The organism is Chitinophaga polysaccharea (assembly GCF_902150045.1).
Taxonomy (GTDB): Bacteria; Bacteroidota; Bacteroidia; order Chitinophagales; family Chitinophagaceae; genus Chitinophaga; species Chitinophaga polysaccharea_A.
Genome location: NZ_CABFVU010000004.1, coordinates 387,981 through 404,574, shown reverse-complemented (window position 1 = coordinate 404,574; position 16,594 = coordinate 387,981). Strand labels below are relative to the sequence as shown.

13 protein-coding genes and 1 tRNA gene are annotated in these 16,594 nt (G+C 46.8%); 1 reads left to right on the top strand and 13 read right to left on the bottom strand.

The genetic code is table 11. The annotated features are described in order from the left end of the window. Positions 1 to 5: 5 nt before the first annotated feature. The 12 genes from FN124_RS26370 to FN124_RS26320 form a co-directional block, all read right to left on the bottom strand. Positions 6 to 1,349 (bottom strand): MutS-related protein, encoded by a 1,344-nt coding sequence (locus FN124_RS26370; protein WP_142687781.1) that lies wholly within the window; start codon positions 1,347 to 1,349, stop codon positions 6 to 8. A 13-nt stretch (positions 1,350 to 1,362) separates the two neighbouring features. Next, entirely contained in the window at positions 1,363 to 2,694 is a 1,332-nt protein-coding gene (locus tag FN124_RS26365; protein WP_142687780.1) for a MutS-related protein, read from the bottom strand. 1 nt (position 2,695) lies between these two features. Continuing rightward, complete coding sequence (locus FN124_RS26360; protein ID WP_142687779.1) at positions 2,696 to 5,020, bottom strand: ABC transporter permease subunit; 2,325 nt, start codon at positions 5,018 to 5,020, stop codon at positions 2,696 to 2,698. Position 5,021: 1 nt separating this feature from the next. Then, positions 5,022 to 5,963: an ABC transporter ATP-binding protein gene (locus FN124_RS26355; protein ID WP_142687778.1), complete on the bottom strand. Its 942-nt coding sequence runs from the start codon at positions 5,961 to 5,963 to the stop codon at positions 5,022 to 5,024. Between the two features lie 90 nt (positions 5,964 to 6,053). Next, positions 6,054 to 6,659, bottom strand: coding sequence for an RNA polymerase sigma factor (locus FN124_RS26350; protein ID WP_142687777.1), 606 nt, complete (start codon positions 6,657 to 6,659; stop codon positions 6,054 to 6,056). A 221-nt stretch (positions 6,660 to 6,880) separates the two neighbouring features. After that, complete coding sequence (locus tag FN124_RS26345) at positions 6,881 to 7,072, bottom strand: hypothetical protein (RefSeq protein ID WP_142687776.1); 192 nt, start codon at positions 7,070 to 7,072, stop codon at positions 6,881 to 6,883. Between the two features lie 925 nt (positions 7,073 to 7,997). Then, positions 7,998 to 8,324: a site-specific integrase gene (locus FN124_RS31845; protein WP_376765855.1), complete on the bottom strand. Its 327-nt coding sequence runs from the start codon at positions 8,322 to 8,324 to the stop codon at positions 7,998 to 8,000. After that, the gene (locus tag FN124_RS31250) at positions 8,321 to 8,542 is read right to left on the bottom strand and encodes a site-specific integrase (RefSeq protein WP_221887911.1); all 222 of its coding nucleotides are present in this window, start codon (positions 8,540 to 8,542) and stop codon (positions 8,321 to 8,323) included. The genes FN124_RS31845 and FN124_RS31250 overlap by 4 nt, the downstream gene beginning before the upstream one ends. Positions 8,543 to 8,582: 40 nt before the next feature. Next, on the bottom strand, positions 8,583 to 9,308 hold the full coding sequence (locus FN124_RS26335; RefSeq protein WP_142687775.1) for an Arm DNA-binding domain-containing protein: 726 nt from the start codon (positions 9,306 to 9,308) through the stop codon (positions 8,583 to 8,585). A gap of 311 nt (positions 9,309 to 9,619) precedes the next feature. Next, positions 9,620 to 9,692: transfer RNA gene (locus tag FN124_RS26330), tRNA-Lys, on the bottom strand. Between the two features lie 82 nt (positions 9,693 to 9,774). Next, on the bottom strand, positions 9,775 to 12,201 hold the full coding sequence (locus FN124_RS26325; RefSeq protein ID WP_142687774.1) for a penicillin acylase family protein: 2,427 nt from the start codon (positions 12,199 to 12,201) through the stop codon (positions 9,775 to 9,777). Between the two features lie 52 nt (positions 12,202 to 12,253). Next, positions 12,254 to 13,369 (bottom strand): aminotransferase class I/II-fold pyridoxal phosphate-dependent enzyme, encoded by a 1,116-nt coding sequence (locus FN124_RS26320; protein ID WP_142687773.1) that lies wholly within the window; start codon positions 13,367 to 13,369, stop codon positions 12,254 to 12,256. 80 nt (positions 13,370 to 13,449) lie between these two features. Between FN124_RS26320 and FN124_RS26315 the strand changes: the two genes are divergently transcribed. Then, a complete protein-coding gene (locus FN124_RS26315) occupies positions 13,450 to 14,046 on the top strand; it encodes a MiaE family protein (protein ID WP_142687772.1) in 597 nt (198 codons plus the stop codon). Between the two features lie 178 nt (positions 14,047 to 14,224). On the opposite strand, the gene FN124_RS26310 is transcribed toward FN124_RS26315, so the two are convergent. Then, entirely contained in the window at positions 14,225 to 16,495 is a 2,271-nt protein-coding gene (locus tag FN124_RS26310) for a patatin-like phospholipase family protein (RefSeq protein WP_142687771.1), read from the bottom strand. Between the last annotated feature and the right edge of the window lie 99 nt (positions 16,496 to 16,594).

The window sequence follows — 16,594 nt, the reverse complement described above, 5'->3', positions numbered from 1 at the left end:
CCTGACTATTTAAATAAATGAGTATTATATTGATCTAATAATTCCAGAATTCCTTCATTGCGTATCATGATCATACCCTGGCGATCTTCTGTAACGCCTTCTTTCAGGGTATACGTGTATCCTGGTTTTGCCCCTTCCATGATGGTAGGCATATATACAAACCGGATATTGGGATACTCCTTCAGGGCCGCAGCTACTTCAATAATGTGCGTAGAAATGACAAACAGGCAATTACGATATGCTGAGAAAGCAGCAGATACCGCCAGCGTACCGTCATAGGCATCCTTTACGTTGGTACCTTTGAACAGTTCATCAAACATCAGTATCAACCGTTGCCCTTTACTGACAGCTTCGGCAGCTTGTTTTACCCTCACCACTTCCGCATAAAAATGGCTATAACCCAGGTTTACATTATCGGCCACATTAATAGAAGTATACAATCCATCCCTTACCGAGAACACCATTTTTTCCGCCGATACCGGAAACCCCATGTGGGCCAGGTAAACGGCAATGCCGATGGTTTTCATCCAGGTGGATTTTCCCGCCATGTTAGCGCCGGTAAGAAACATCACGTTGTTGTCTGTATGCATCACACAGGAATTGCCCACGGCTTTCTCCATCGTTGGATGACACAGTCCCATTGCGAGTAACTTATTCTCCTCCGGCGCCATGGCCTGTGGATACGTCATATTTTTACTACGGGCAACATCGCTTACAGCCACCCATACATCTACCTCGTAAATAAAGGACAGCAGTGTGTGCATCTGTGTGTAAAGCTGTTTTTTCAGCTGGTAATAGTAATAAGCCACCGTTTTCAGAGACAGGCCGGCATAGATGTCGGATGCAAGCAACGTTTTCACCCGGGGTATGGCCAATATAGCCTCAACGTTCTGTAAAGTAGCCTTATAGGGGTGGTCGGCCCGGTCAGCGCTCATTTTCTTTACGAAGCTGTCACAAGCCTGTAACACCTGGATAATGCTCTGCAAACCACGAACGATCTTCCCATACCGTTCGTCGCGGGTGAGACGGGCCAACAGTTTACCTGCCACCACCCTACCCATGATCATCAGCCCCCCTTCTGTGAGCTGTCCGTCCATGAACTCCTGCATCATCTCCACAGTCTTATAGTCAAAGGGGAATCCGGGCAACTGCCGCTGGAAGTACTGAAGGATCTCTACACGGGAATTGATATCTGTTGCATTGTCCAGCGGGGAGAGGAACATTTTCTCCAGCATTTGTTCTCCTCCTGTCGTGTTCACCTGGTTAAACAGGTTGTATACGGACCCCTCCTTAAATTTCCCCAGGAGATTTAACTCGTCGAGTGTCTGTTTATCTACACTAAAGCTCATAATAACATCTTTTTCAGGTTATGGGAGCAGCCTTCCCTTTGCTGTTTCCCCTCAATATTTCCAGCACGCCTTCATTTTGGATGATCAGCATACCATGGCGATCTGCCGTAGTACCCGGGGTCAGTTTGTAAGTGTATTCAGGCTTATTGCCGTGCATATTTGTGGGGAGGTAGGAGAACAGTACAGTAGGTTCTTTTCGAAGACTGTCTGCCGCTTCCACGATATGGGAAGAGACCACAAACAGGCTGTTTTTCCAGCGGGAAAAAGCCGCACTGATAATGACCGTTCCTTCTTCCGCGTCTTTCACATTAGTACCGCGGAACAACTCGTCGAAAATAACAAACAGCCTTTTTCCTGCCGCCAGCCCGGCCGCCATCTTCTTCACCCGTAATACCTCTGCATAAAAATGGCTGGCCCCTGTTCCGAGGTTGTCGGGGAGATTGATAGTAGTATACAGGCCATCCACCACCGAAAATACCATTTCACTGGCTGCTACGGGAAAGCCAACATGAGCTATATAAAGTGCTGTAGCTATGGCTCTCAGGAAAGTGGACTTCCCAGCCATATTGGCCCCGGTCAGGAAAAGCAGGTTCCCGTTTTCCGACATATGGAGGTTATTGACAACAGGGTGTTTCAGTTGCGGATAAAAGACACCGGTCAGTTGCAGCGTGCATCCGTCAGTATCTTTTATGGTGGCAAAACAATATCCTTTTTCCCTGGCGACCATCGCTACGCTCATGTACACATCTATGTAATAGATGTATTTCAGCAACCGGATGATAACAGTTGGTTCATTCACGCGCAGCAGGGTATCATAAGCTGATACGGCGCCGAATGACAGCCGGGAGGAAGGTGACAGGCTTAACAATGGCTGAAGGGCCGGCGTCTGTAATAATGCCACTATAGCCTCCCGTTCTTCCCGGTAAGGCTCCATACCGGCTACAGCTGCAGATGAAACAAATTGGTGCAGTTGCTGAACGATCCTGACCGTAGCTATTACCGCTTCTGCCATCTCCCTTTCATCCAGCCTGTTGGTGCGATGCGATCGCCTGTTTCCAGACTCTTCAGCAGTGTCGAGATACTTTTCCACCAGGTCAAGCTGACCAGCTTCAAAAATGAAACCACTACTCAAGCCGGCAAAATGTGCAATGATACTGCTGCGCCGGGCAATAGCCGTGGCGCTGCCCAGTGGTTTACGAAACAGTTCAGCCAGCAATTGCTGTCCTCCCCGTGTAGCAGCTTTATTGTAGATGTCATAAATGCTGCCACTACCAGGACCTGTGGATAGTATCCGCAGGTCGCTCATGGTTTGATAATCTGTTTGTAAATACGATATCTCCTTCATATTATCTTCTTTTACGTCTGATCAGCAGAACAGCCGCCAACAGCGCAAGCACGGCGGGCACTATCCACACCAATATAACTTTGAGTGACTCCGCCTGCCCGGTCGTTATCCGCATGAACACGTCCAAAGGTTTGGGCCTGGGTAAATAAACAGGGGCCTTCCCATCTGCCAGCCAGGCAAAAAGAACATAGCCAAAGCCATCGTCTCTTAGTACACTCATAAAATCTGCATCTCCGCCCACTATCATACGCTGTTCATGTCCGTTAATCTTCCTGGTAAAGGCTTTTAACACATCCAAAGGCTGCTTTCTGTCACCGTTCGCAGGATCATACCTGGGCGCAACGGAATCTGTTATGAAAGTCCCGGCCTTCAGCCAGGTATTTCCCGGTATCATATGTACCAACGGTACAGCAGTAACCCCCAGGGTAGCGGAGGAATCCGAAAAAGAAGTGGCCCCGTAAAATATTGGTCCTTTTCTAGGAACTGACCGGCGGAACCGGATGGCGTGGGCCCGTACTTTCCGTTCTTCTATCGTCCAGGGCTCTTCCGTCAGGGTGAGCAAGGTGTCCGTATAGATTGCATTCACCTGGTCTTGTAGACCACCCCCGTTGGGAAATGCCAGGATACCAGGCTGGAGCTTCACCCCCACCTGGTCCAGCAGAGGATTTACCAGATCCTGTTTATTGGGTTCTGACAGGATCATTGTATTTCCTCCCCGCGCTATGTATTGGGAAAGTTTAGATTGGGCAACCGGGCCCAGTTCAATTTTAGGATCAGCCAATACAACAATATCTGCATCTTTGGGAATGTCTTCTTTATTGAGATTGCGGTTAGTAAATTCAAAACCATGATTCGTCAGCGCCTCTCTGACTCCGATATTGGAAAGTTGAGTATAGTTTCTTTCTCCGGGCATATCAGGACGCCGTTCCAGTTCACCCGTTATAAAAACCACTTTGGTGGCCCTGCCTTTTATAAGCGTATTCAATGCTGCTGCTACTTCCACTTCTCCCGGTATACGATCCTCCTGATTGTAGCCCTGGTAGGTACGCAGAAAAACAGAGCGGTTTTTATACTTCAACTGCATGACCAGCTGGTAATTTTCAGGCGCTAGGTTTATGATTTGTTTAATCTCTGCAGGTGTTTTGAACAGGGAAAACGCGGCATTACGCAGGCGAGCGGTTTCCTGGGCGATTTGCCGAACGGTTTTATAAGGGTTAATGACATTTACAGGCTGAAAGTAGTATATATAGTTAAACTTTATGTTTGGTTTGAAGCGCTGATATTTCTCCCAAATCTGCGAGAGATAGGTATTGCGGGCCTCCGGAACCCCCAAAGGCGCATTCAGCCCGAGGAGATTACAATACAAAGTTACCTCTAACTGGCCGTCCAACTGTTTTAACAGCTCCCGGGTCCGGGGATGAATAGTGTTAACTTTTTGCTCGCTGGTATCATAATAGGCTACTAAACCGGGACGCCCACTAACATAACCCAACCCCACCACCAGTACTATCAATACAATGTACCTGGCAATCACCAATGGCAACCGTTCTTGTTTACGTCCTCTCAACAATACCAGGTAGCTCATCACCACAAACATACCGGAGATCATTATAAAATAAAGTATATCCTTACTGACAAGCAGTCCCTTCTGCATATCAGGCAGCCTGCTCTCCATAGACAGGAACCAGGTAATATCACGCAAATAGTCAATCCCCTGCCATAATCCACCAATTTTTTGCAGTGCAAATAAAGCGATAAAAGTAGCAATGGCTGCCACCACCTGGTAATTGGTAATGCAGGACATAAACAGCCCTATAGCAGAATAAGCGCATACAAGCAGGTAGAACCCCAGCAACGAGGATAAGAGCGGGCCGATATCTACCTTCACAATACTGTAGATGGCTACGCCATGAAAGATAGCAACGATCAGTACCAGCAATAAATTGAATATGGAAACACCCAGATATTTTCCACAAACAATCTGCCATAGCTTTGTAGGGGTTGAATATAGTAACCGAATGGTACCCTGGTTTACCTCCCTGTTAACAAGTCCCATGGTCAGCAAGGGAATAAAAAAATATAGCTTGCCCGCGATATCTTCATAAAACTGCCCGTTTCTCATCAGGTAAGCCGTCAGCGGAACATGCGTGCCCTCAAATTCCCGGTTATGTCCTGCAACGAGCCAATAGTATTGGCTAGTGGAAGTTAGTAAGGGCATGAATATTCCCGCACATACGATCAGAAATACAATGAGTGTAAACCAGGCTACAGGGGAATAGAAGAGATTACGCAATTCATTCCGGGCTATTTTAATAGTTATTTTCATCCTATTGGTTTAAACTTGATGATGAGCGTTTTGATAATTGATGAAAAATATCGTCCAGGGAGGCCTGGTCCGGGCTAATCTCCCTTATGCCCCAGCTGTTTGCCACACTCTCCTTTACCAGGAGGTCCACTACCTCGTCCGGGGTGTCGTCAAAATAGATGTACAGGCTCCTGCTGTCTATCTCTTCTGTACGGACAATCCCCTTCAGTCCAGCGAGTACGGCAGCAGGCGGCGGATTCTCCATCCGTACCTGTATTCTGCCAATACGCAGGTAACTTCTGAAGTTCTGCATACTGTCAGAGAATACGATTTTGCCGTCTTCAATCATGATGATATCACGACAAAGCATATGCACTTCTGACAAGAGGTGAGACGACAACAACACCAGCGAATTTTGCCCGATCTCTGTAATGAGTTTCCTCACTTCAATAATCTGATTGGGGTCCAAACCATTGGTAGGCTCATCCATAACAACAACAGGAGGTTCATGGATAATTGCCTGTGCAATGGCCACCCGCTGCCGATATCCGCCGGACAGGTTTCCGACAAGCCGTTTAGCCACATGGGTGATACTACAACGTTCCATTACTTTTTCACAAGCGTTTTTTACAAGCGACTGCGGGATCTGCCTTAAGTTGGCCACGTACCGCAGGTACTCCGTTACCGTGAGGTCCAGGTACAAAGGGACTTGCTGAGGCAGGAAACCGATTTTACTTCTTCCCGATTCGGGATCCTTCTCTATATCCGTACCCATGATAAACACCTTACCTTCTGTCTGTTTAAGCGTGCCGCAGACAATGTTCATCGTAGTGGACTTGCCCGCGCCATTAGATCCTACCAATCCAACCACGCCATTCCGGGCTATCTCCACATTAATGTTACGCAAAGCCCACTGGCTGGTATACCGGTGCGATAAACCTTCTATTTTTAGTATAGCGGTCATTGAAACTGAGTTTTTAACAAGCAGATAAATATTAAAAAGAAGCTCGTATTGCGCTTCGTGTATTGCATTACTGCAGATAATACGTCTGAATCAGGAAATCATTACACTATTTCCTAAAATACTTTGAGACAGTTGTTCTGATTGATTATTAAAAAACATTCTTAGTTTCTCCAGGCCCCGGGAGCGCTTTACCCGGACCAGGTTGGTGGTCATATTCAACGCTGTTGATATTTCTTCGGTAGTAAGCCCTTCAATAAATGTAAGGTTAAGCACTTTGGCTATGGGCGCCGGCAAACGGTTAATTTTTCTCCGGATCTCTTCCCATCCTTCCTGGCAGATCATGGTCATATCTGCACCCGCTTCCTCCACCTGCGTTTGTGCAACTATCTGCTCCTGCCCGGCAGCCTTCACGTTCAGATGCCTCAGATAGTCGTAAGACTTATGCCGCGCTACAACAAAAAGATATGCGGCCAGATGTTTTTCCTTCCACACAGCTACCCGCTCCCGGTTGCGCCAAAGCTGCATCAGCGTTTCCTGCGCAACATCCCTTGCCTCCTCCCTGTTATGGATCAGCGATTCGGAAAAGAAAACAAGCCGCGGGAAATACTCGGCGAATATGGCATTTAAGGCTTCCTCCTTTCCCAGTGCGATGCTGGCACATATATTTTCTTCAAAAGCTGTTTGCAACTTCTTCACAAATAGGTATGTTTATAATCCCGCATAAAGTAATATGCTATCCTAACAAGTCAGCAAATACATTCCTTATTAAGACCATTGTCTTATATCAACGGGCATAGCAGTTCAGTAGGCGCCTGAAAACGATAATTGTGCATGACTACTAAAGACACATAATAAATCCGGCGGTATGACAACACCTGCATATTATTAACCTAAAAAAGACGGGAACGTTCAAAGATTTAAGCGCAGGCAGCATCCGGGCGGTGTTTCATCCCGATGCCTACATCAGCACCATCATAGAAGGCAAATTGATATAGTGGGCACCGCCGCAATATCCGGGCCCGGTTGGCCAGGCGACAATACAGGAATGCCAACCCAAACTCCTCTACCTGGGATGAAAATACCGGGGAAGAATCGGATCGTATCTTCACATGGATATATTGTATTCTTTAAATCATATATTTACTAAATTAGGATTGCAGACATCAGTAATCCTCCCCAAATGGGGTCAGTAATAAGGATACAGCCGGCCCGGATTTTTACCCTTGGAAACAAAAGATTTTTTTGCGGCACCCCGTACAGCCGGTGGAATCATTAAATTGATTTTCTCTTGAAAAGAATGACAATATTTTGTAACTTTTAGCTACCCAAATAGATTTAATTGATTTTAGACCACGTAAGTAATCAAAATAACCGTAATTAAAAAGACCGGCGCAGTCGATTCTCCTTTTTAAAAGGATGTCATCAGCATGGCAAAGACAGTAAATAAATAATCAATTCCTCAACATAACCCAAATTTCTATGAGTACAGAGATAACCTCAATCCTATCCCGGTTTCACTATCCTTTCCCCATGCTCAAAAATCCATTTGCCCAGACCCTGCAGGAAATCACAGAACAACATTGAATAGATGGAGAGTATCTGGTGCTGTATCAAAATGATCCTTCCACCAGGAAAAAGTACAAGATGACCAAGACTGCCCATATCGCCTCTCAGTGGTTTCCAACAGCAAGTGCCGAGCGGCTGAAGCCTGTGTGCAGATTCATGTTATGGACACTTTATAATGATGACAGATGTGAGGAATGTAATCTTCAGGAACTATACCGTATCCGTGACCGAGTTTTGACTACCTCATCTCATATCAAACCAATGATCAACTATAGGCAAAATTCCTTCATAGAAGCTGTATCATAACTAACTTAATGGGTGTGAGAATCGCATATACGAAAATTTTCTCCACCCGGTACCCGAGTAAAATCGGGTAAAAGTTATTTATGATACAGCCTCTCTAGGCAATCTTTTTCAATTTTCCGGTCTTTGTAAATAGTGTTTTTCTTAGTGTTGACATATTTCTACTTATTCTTTCTTAACTCTGCAATACCGCTGTGTTGTACGTATATTTTTATGTCCCAGCATCTTACTGACATCTTCCAACGGAACTCCATTGTTTAACATGATGTCTGCGAATGTATGGCGCGCTAAGTGGGTATTTAGCTTCCTGTTGATGCTACATATCGCAGCGATTTCCTTTAAATAGCCATTGTATCGGCTATTACAATTAATTGGAAATAATTTATTATTAGCGATACAATATGGGTGATTTTTATATTTCTCAATAAGATCAGCTACTATAGGAAGTATTGGTACCATTTCGTTAATTTTTGTTTTCCCCCGATTTTTCATAAGCAGGGCTCTCCTTCTTTACCAACCTTAACAATATTATCCGGAGAAAGCGCATAAATGTCCTGGAATGCAAACCCGGTAAAACACTGACCTATGAAAGCGTCTCTTACTTCTTCCAGCCTGACAACATCCATTGGCTTCTCATAAATCTGGTAAACCTCATGCAACTCAAGGGGAACAACTTCTTTGTCTCCGCCTGAGCATTTAAACTTTGCCATTGTGTTGCTCGCTATCCATTTTTACTTACCGCGAAGTCAATTACCTGTTTTGTATTCTTTGCTTCCGTGCTGCCGCTTCGAGCAGATTGATGGGCCTTCTTTTTAATTTCGTGCCTACCAGAAAATCCCTGCGCTTTAAGATTGAATATTTATAAAACTCATTCCCAAACTCTGAATCAAGAGATTTAACCCATATTTTAAATTTGTCAGGATCAGTATCTTCTTCACGTTGCAAGTCAATTGCCCTGATTGAACCATCGTTACTCGATTTGTATTTGGCGAACTCAATTATTTTCTGACGTGTCGCACGCCACTGCTTTAATGTCTGCTCAGATCTAGTCCCCTCTTTCACCTGCTCCTTAAAATCAACTATGAGCAGGTCTATCGCTTCTAATAAAGTGTGGTCCGATTGGACAGGTTTATCTGTGTTTTCTTGAATGCCGTTTGCAGGGATGCCTTTATAGACATTTTTTAGCATCCCTGGGGTTACTTCTTCAAACTGATTTTGAAGAGCCCGAAAATGAAGTTCCAGGTCAGTCCTCATTTCAATAATCTTCTTGTTGGTTTTACGACCTTCGGGGCTAGGGTCAGTTACAATTTTGAGCTGATTGTCCCAATGTTCAGGCAGGACTTTTCTGGATGTTGACAGCTCGTCATCTAGGCCATCTATGGTAATTCTGGCATAGATCGGGGCACGGCCGTCTGTTTTTGAGGCTTTTGATCTCCATAGCCAAAACAGGAGCGAAAGCTTTTGGTTGCTTTTCATCTTACTTCACATTTTTAAGTTATCAAATTGGCTCTTCAGGATTTTCCTGAAAAACACATCTGATTCTCTCAAAATCTACTTCACACAAGCATTTTCAATTAAATCGATGACCTAAATTACGGCTTTCAACAAGTCATTGAATAGGTCATTGATCGATCGGTATAGGACTGACTAAAACTGATATATTTATCTGGTTTGATCGGCTATAAAAACTAAGTAAGCACGAAAAGCAATTTCGCACTTGATCCTAGACTGACAAATAGACCAAAAACAAAAAACCCGCGCAGTGCGCAGGTTTCAAGTTTCTCCAGTGATCCCCTTGGGACTCGAACCCAAGACCCATACATTAAAAGTGTATTGCTCTACCAACTGAGCTAGGGAATCTTTTTACCCCGTCTTTTTGTTTAACGGAGTGCAAAGATAGGAATTATTTATTTCCAGCCAAATTTTGTTGAACTTATTTTTATCATTTCCCTGTAAACACAAGCTTGTAGCGGATTACAGGGTCATCTTTTTCCTCTTCACTGAAAATATGCAACAGGTAATATTTACCCGCTACCCAGTCATTTATGCTGTTATCATAAAACGGGCTACCGGGATTCCCACTCTGCCCGCCGGGATAAATACCGTATGCTTCCGTTTTATCCGACAACTGCACCACCATGCGCCAGGAAGGACCATGCGTTGATTTCGTTGCATTCACAATATGCTGTCCACCACCAGTGTTCAAATGCAATGCGCTAAAGGCGGGAATACCGCGGGAAAGATGGTTGATATCGGTACCTCGGGCTTTTCCCAGCTCCAGCCTGCCTGCTTTGTTTAACTCCGACAGCTGCGCTACTGTGGTAGCAAACACGCCCTGAACCAGCTGCGATAAAGTTTCTTTTTGCGGGGTGTTGATGTTGTCTATAAAATGAAAGGCGGTATCGCGTTGCAGCAATTGCAGTGTAGTGACAGATTGCGGATAAACCAGGATGGTAGTGTCTTTAGGATGCAGCTCATCCTGCCAGATAGTATCTTCCAGGTGCGCCCACAAAGTGTTGAAGATGCTGGCGGCTTTACTGTCGGGCGTAGCCATAAAATCCCAGGACGATAACAGCTGCCAGTAAGGCTGCTGCTGTACTGTAAGAGCGCTGGTATCTATATGTTTCCTTATTACAGGCATCGCGGCGGCGGCAAACAGGTTCATATCGTCATTCTGCAGCTGCATCATATCCTGCGTGGTGATTGCGCTCATGGCAGTTAATCTTTCGTTGATGCGCTTACCACGGAAAAGATCGTATTCACCGTACAGCGCATACGGATAAGTGCTGTCTGTAGGGCGCTGATTAGCGGAGCTCACAAACCCTCTCTCGGGATTTTTTATATGAGGCAGTTCATCATGAGGGATATATCCCTGCCATGCATAAGTGCTGTCGCTGCCGGGCATGATCCATTTGCCCTGGTCTTTCCAGCGCAAAGGATACTGACCATTGTGCCAGATGGCTATATCGCCGGCTTTATCGGCGAATATAAAGTTTTGGGCAGGACAGGTATACCCGTTAATGGCGCTTAAATAATCATCGTAATTACGGGCTTTATTCAGCTTGATGAATGTAGCCAGCTCATTGGAAGGATCCAGCGCCTTCCAGCGCATGGCCAGGAAGTTCTGACCGGTTGTTTTGTCAGGAAACGTATTATCAAACATAACGGGGCCAAACGCAGTGTAGGCAACGGTATCGTATACCGCGGCGCCGTCTCTTACTTTTATTTTCTCCACACGCAGGTCTGCTTTGCGGTAACTGCCGTTATACAGGTATTCAGTGCGGCCGTTGCGGAACTGCATACTGTAGTAGTCTTTCACGTCTTCTTCTCCGTTGGTAACGCCCCAGGCAATATGATCATTGAAACCGATGATCACACCGGGCGCACCGGGCAGGGAAGCTCCATACACATTCATAGCAGGTGTATGGATCTGTACTTCATACCAGAGTGAAGGAAGCGACAGGCTCAGATGCGGATCATTGCAAAGAATGGGCGCCCCCGAGCGGGTTTTGCTGCCGGCTACAGCCCAGTTGTTGCTGCCGTTGTCCGGATCTGGCTTGTCTGTTTTAAACTTCATATATGCTGCTGCAATGGCAAGCACACTATCAGGCGGAGCGGTTGATTTTAATGTAGCTTTAGGATAGGCCGTGCCTTTCGGAATAATCGGGTCTGTAGCTTCATGAAAGTCGGGATACATCAGCTCAAAGTCCTGCAGGGAAAATAAACGGCGCGCATTGGTAGATTCGAGGTCGTTAGCGGCTCCGGCAAGATCATGCGCCATGTACTTCAGTAATAAGGCCGACTTGATGATATCCCATCTCTCCGGTTTATAATCCAGGATTTTATATTCTACGGGGTAAGTAGCGGGACTAAGTGTGGCAATATAGGCGTTAACACCAGCGGCGTAAGCCGTCACCGCCTCTTTGGTAGCCGGGTCTGCCAGCATTTCTTTTACCGTGTATTCTGCCGCATATACCATTCCCAGGCGTCGCTGTTTCCGGTCGTAATGCACCAGCTTAGGGCCGAGTATTTCGGATAAACGGCCGGCTGCAGCATATGTTTGCAGCTCCATCTGCCAGAGGCGGTCGCGCGCGGTTACATACCCCTGCACATAATAGGCATCTCCTTCATTTTCCGCGAAAATATGAGGCACCATGCGGTCGTCGTACCAAACTTCCGTTTTACTTGATAAACCAGGCAATACCAGCTGCTCATGGGGAAACTCACCGATAGGCTCTGCATTTTGCCAGAAGCCGGTTTGCGGGCTTAACAACTTTCCCAATGGCGGTATCTGTCCCAGTTTATGACTGAAAGCATATGTAAGCGATAAGGTAACTGCTGCGGTGATAACTGCGGGGATGATTCTCATATTACAAGTCGGATGTAATATGTAAAATACATCAAATTTGTTTCATAACCAGTTATGCCTGTAATACTTTTATGAGATGGGCCACCTCTGCGGAGGTATTAAAACTGTGCAACACAATGCGGAGTCTTTCTGAGCCCTTTGGCACCGTAGGATGCAGGATAGGCCGCACATCCAGGCCCTCCAGCTGCAAACGCTGCGCGATGCTGCGGGTATATTCATTGCCACGTGTAAGCACTGCCTGGATGGGCGTGGTGCCTGGCAACAGCTCCGTATTTACGATGCCGGCTCGGAACTGTGTAATGAGAGACTGCAAATGCTCCCGTTCTGCCTGCATATAGGGGAAAGTGGCATAACCCGCCTCTATGGCGGCCAGGGCAGCGGGTGGTAATGCGGTGGTATAGATAAATGAACGGGAGAAGTTGATAAGGTAGTCGCGCAATATCCGCGAGCCCAGCACCACGGCGCCATGACAACCTACTGCTTTCCCGAAGGTATGAATGCGCGCAAAACAGGCGGCTGTTAACTGCAGGTGTTGTACCAGCCCTTCTCCCCTGCTGCCGATAACCCCGGTGGCATGGGCCTCATCCACTATCAGATGCGCGCCATACTGTTCGCAGATGGCGGCAATTGCGGCCAGCGGCGCCAGGTCGCCATCCATGGAATAGACGGATTCCACCGCTACAAAAATATTTCCCAGCCCGTGCTTCAGCTTTTTTTCAAGATCGTCCACATCATTATGCGCAAAGGAAAACGACTGCGCAGCCGATAAACGTACCCCATCGCGGACAGACGCATGGATCAGCTGATCGTAAATGATCGTATCACCCTTGCGGCCCAGGCAAGAAAATACGCCCAGGTTGGCATCATAACCGGAGTTATACAGCAACCCGGCTTCAGCCCCGTGAAAACCGGCCAGGTCTTTTTCCACTGATTCAATCCATTCGTAATTGCCCGCCAGCAGCCTGGCCCCGGTGCTGCCATGCGCGGGATGCCTTTCTTCCATTAGGGTGTGGATATACTCCCTCACAGCGGTACTCCGGGCAAGACCGAGGTAATCGTTGGAACAAAAATCTACCTTATCTCCAGGGAGCCTCAGCTCGCGGAACGACTGCTGTTCCCGGCGCTCATCAAGCAACCGTGTTAAAAAAGAAGTATTGTCTTTACCCATGGATCTGCGTTTATCAGCGCACAATTTAAACTTTGCCGTTATCTTCGCAAAAAAGCCACAGCCTAAGCGCTGTTTTTTCTATGAGCAAAGTATCAATACTCGGACTAAAACTGCCTACTGATCCACGATGGGTTAACCTGGCGGCCATTTCATTGCAGGATATTCTTACCGACCACGCGTATTGCGAGCAAAAAGCGGCATCTTCCGCTATCTCCCTGATCCAGCGCAACCCGGAAAGAACAAAACTGGTAGAGGAACTGGCGCCTATTGTTACAGAAGAATGGGGCCATTTCCGGCAGGTGCTTGCTGAAATGAAGAAACGGGGCCTTTCCTTAGGTAAACAACGGAAAGATGATTATGTAAATGCCCTCATGGATAACCGGGTAAAAGGCGGCCATCCGGACGACAGCTTCCTGGATGCCCTGCTGATCTTTGCCCTGATAGAAGCCCGCAGCTGCGAGCGCTTCCGCCTGCTGAGCGAAGGTTTGGAAGATGAATATATGCGCGATTTCTACCACCGCTTCATGGTATCTGAAGCAGGCCACTACCGCCTTTTCATTGACCTGGCCAACGAATATTTCCCCGAAGAAAGAGTGCGCACCCGCTGGCAGGAATGGCTGAACAAGGAAGCCGAAATACTGCAAAACATTGCCGTTCGCGGGGATCGCATGCACTAAGTGGATTTTGTCTTGGAACACTGATTTTGATGATTACTTTGATTTTGTTTTTGGAGTTTGAAAATAATTAAGGGAGATATAAGCGAATAGATCCGCACATATCTCCCTTAGTTATTATAAAAATAAAATGTAAAACAAAATCAAAGTAATCATCAAAATCAGTGTTCCAAGACAAAAATCAAAAGTTAAACCCGAGGTTTACATAGAACTTCAGCCGGCCTGACTTGTCGTTGTACATCATGGTGGCCTCCACAGGGCCGAGACGGCTGCTGTAGGCAGCACCAATGCCATAACCGGCGAGGTATTCGTACTTGTCGCCGCCGGAAATCACACCATCATATACCGCTCCGCCTATACGGGGAATGGCGAAAAGATTCCGCATGAACTCATATTGCCAGGCTATCTGCATCACGCCTACTTTCGGCGCAATCACTTCTCCCTCGTATATGCCCACCAAAGGTACCTGGTTGCGGGTGATGTTGGTCATACCCCCTACTACAAACGCATTTACCACAGATTCCCTGTAGTTGATAGTATACCCTATGTTACCATCCAGTTCCAGGGCCGATTTACGCCCCATAGGAATATAGTATTTCATGTTCAGCGCCAGGCGTTGATAGTCGTTGAAGTTTACACCCAGCGTGTCATAGTCCTGCTCTACACCCTGCGAACTGACCTTTATGCCCGGATGCTGGTTATAAATATGCCCGGCTTCCAGGTCCAGCAACAATCCCCTGGTAGGATATATTTTCTGGTTGAGGGAATTGATGCCAAAATTAATATAGGAGTTCAGCTGGTTGGTGCTTCCACGCACCTCCGTGAAGTTCGACAGCTGCGGTTTGTATTTAATATACTCCCAGCGCGTTCCCACACCTACAAACATATTACGGGAGAAGGTATACTGCACGTCCATATTTATGTTGGCATACTTGCTGCGATAGGGTTGCTGCTCGTTGAAATTGTTATCATAAAAAGTAAGCCCGTTATTTTCATAATAGGTGCCCAGCCCGAAGCCAAAGTTACGGCTGCGGCCAAGGTACTTGAAGTATTCTGCCTCCAGGCGCGGGTTTTCACTGATCACCGCTGTTACAAAGGAGCGGGAGTTGGGCACAATGAAATTCCGCTGTGTTAAGTTGATGATCGCATTGGCGCCGGTGAACGTGTTATAATTGAGCGCAAATTTCACATAGGTGAGCGGGTTTTCCTCCACCTGTATATCCATCCGGCTCTTGCCGTATCCTTCCGGCACCAGGTTATAAGTGATCAGTTTATAGAAACGGGTACCATATACATTGAGGATGGCGTTTCTCAGTTGGGCAGACGTATAACATCCGCCAGGTTTGAGATGCAGTCGTTGTAAAAAGAATTTCTGATCGGAATGAACCAGGCCGTTTACATGCACGCTGCTCAGCTCTATGTCGGCGGCAAATGGCAAGCGGTCTGCTACAAAAGGTGGTTGAGGATATAGTGCATTCAGGGAATCTGCCAGGTGTTTGAAAACCGGGTACATCTCCCTCCCTTTCCGGCGCCCGGCTTCAATAATAGAATCCACACTGCCAAAGCTGGCAGCCGAGTAGTTTTCCAGCTCCCTGTTCATCGGCACATAAATGTCACACTGTTTTATGGCTTTGGTAAAATCGTCTGCATCTTTATAAAAGCCCAGCTGGTAAAGGATATCAAAAGGGGTAAGCAATTGATCGGCTTTACGCAGGCCGCCGCTTACATTGGCGCCTATCACGATATCGGCGCCCATTTCTTTGGCGGTGATCACCGGGAAGTTGCGGACCACGCCCCCATCCACCAGCTTGCGGTCGCCGATCTTCACGGCGGTGAAAATAGACGGGATAGCCATGCTGGCGCGCAGGCTGGTCACTATTTCCCCGCTGTCGAGCGTCACAATATCGCCGGTAGCCACATCGGTGGCAATGCATTTAAAAGGGATATTGAAGTCTTCAAAGTTCTTGATATCCTTCACCGGCCAGCAAAGTTTTGCCAGCTCCAGCCACAGCGCTTCGCCGGAAATTACGCCGGAAGCCAGCTTGGGCTTACCATATTCAAAAGGAATTTCGATGATGTATTTGTTGTACTCCCGTTTTTCTTCATAGGAAATATCAGTAAGAACGGGCTGGTTGGAGAACAGGCTGTTCCAGTTCAGTTTACGGGCGGCTTCTTCAATCTTCTTCCCGGAATACCCCATGGCATATAAAGATCCTACGATGCTTCCCATGCTGGTACCGGTGACCATATCCACCCTCAGACCGGCGCTGTCTATCGCTTCCAGGATGCCGATGTGCGCAAGGCCCCTGGCCCCGCCGCCGCTGAGCGTTAATCCTATCTTAGGTTTGTTGCTGATCGTTTGCTGAGCCTTCACGGTATAGTAACACAACACAAAAACTAACAACAATAAACTGGTACCCCGCCTGATGTGCGCTGTTGATCCCTGCTTCATTTTGAATAATTGGCCCTTATTAAAGATAAGGTTTTATAAACATTCGGGAATGTTAAGCACAAGAGATTTTTAGTTGGACATTTGTTCCCATAGTAAATA

Excerpts from the sequence above, each read along its gene's own strand:
- FN124_RS26370 (WP_142687781.1), bottom strand. The coding sequence starts at position 1,349 with ATGAGCTTTAGTGTAGATAAACAGACACTCGACGAGTTAAATCTCCTG.
- FN124_RS26365 (WP_142687780.1), bottom strand. The coding sequence starts at position 2,694 with ATGAAGGAGATATCGTATTTACAAACAGATTATCAAACCATGAGCGAC.
- FN124_RS26360 (WP_142687779.1), bottom strand. The coding sequence starts at position 5,020 with ATGAAAATAACTATTAAAATAGCCCGGAATGAATTGCGTAATCTCTTC.
- FN124_RS26355 (WP_142687778.1), bottom strand. The coding sequence starts at position 5,963 with ATGACCGCTATACTAAAAATAGAAGGTTTATCGCACCGGTATACCAGC.
- FN124_RS31845 (WP_376765855.1), bottom strand. The coding sequence starts at position 8,324 with ATGAAAAATCGGGGGAAAACAAAAATTAACGAAATGGTACCAATACTT.
- FN124_RS31250 (WP_221887911.1), bottom strand. The coding sequence starts at position 8,542 with ATGGCAAAGTTTAAATGCTCAGGCGGAGACAAAGAAGTTGTTCCCCTT.
- FN124_RS26335 (WP_142687775.1), bottom strand. The coding sequence starts at position 9,308 with ATGAAAAGCAACCAAAAGCTTTCGCTCCTGTTTTGGCTATGGAGATCA.
- FN124_RS26325 (WP_142687774.1), bottom strand. The coding sequence starts at position 12,201 with ATGAGAATCATCCCCGCAGTTATCACCGCAGCAGTTACCTTATCGCTT.
- FN124_RS26320 (WP_142687773.1), bottom strand. The coding sequence starts at position 13,369 with ATGGGTAAAGACAATACTTCTTTTTTAACACGGTTGCTTGATGAGCGC.
- FN124_RS26315 (WP_142687772.1), top strand. The coding sequence starts at position 13,450 with ATGAGCAAAGTATCAATACTCGGACTAAAACTGCCTACTGATCCACGA.
- FN124_RS26310 (WP_142687771.1), bottom strand. The coding sequence starts at position 16,495 with ATGAAGCAGGGATCAACAGCGCACATCAGGCGGGGTACCAGTTTATTG.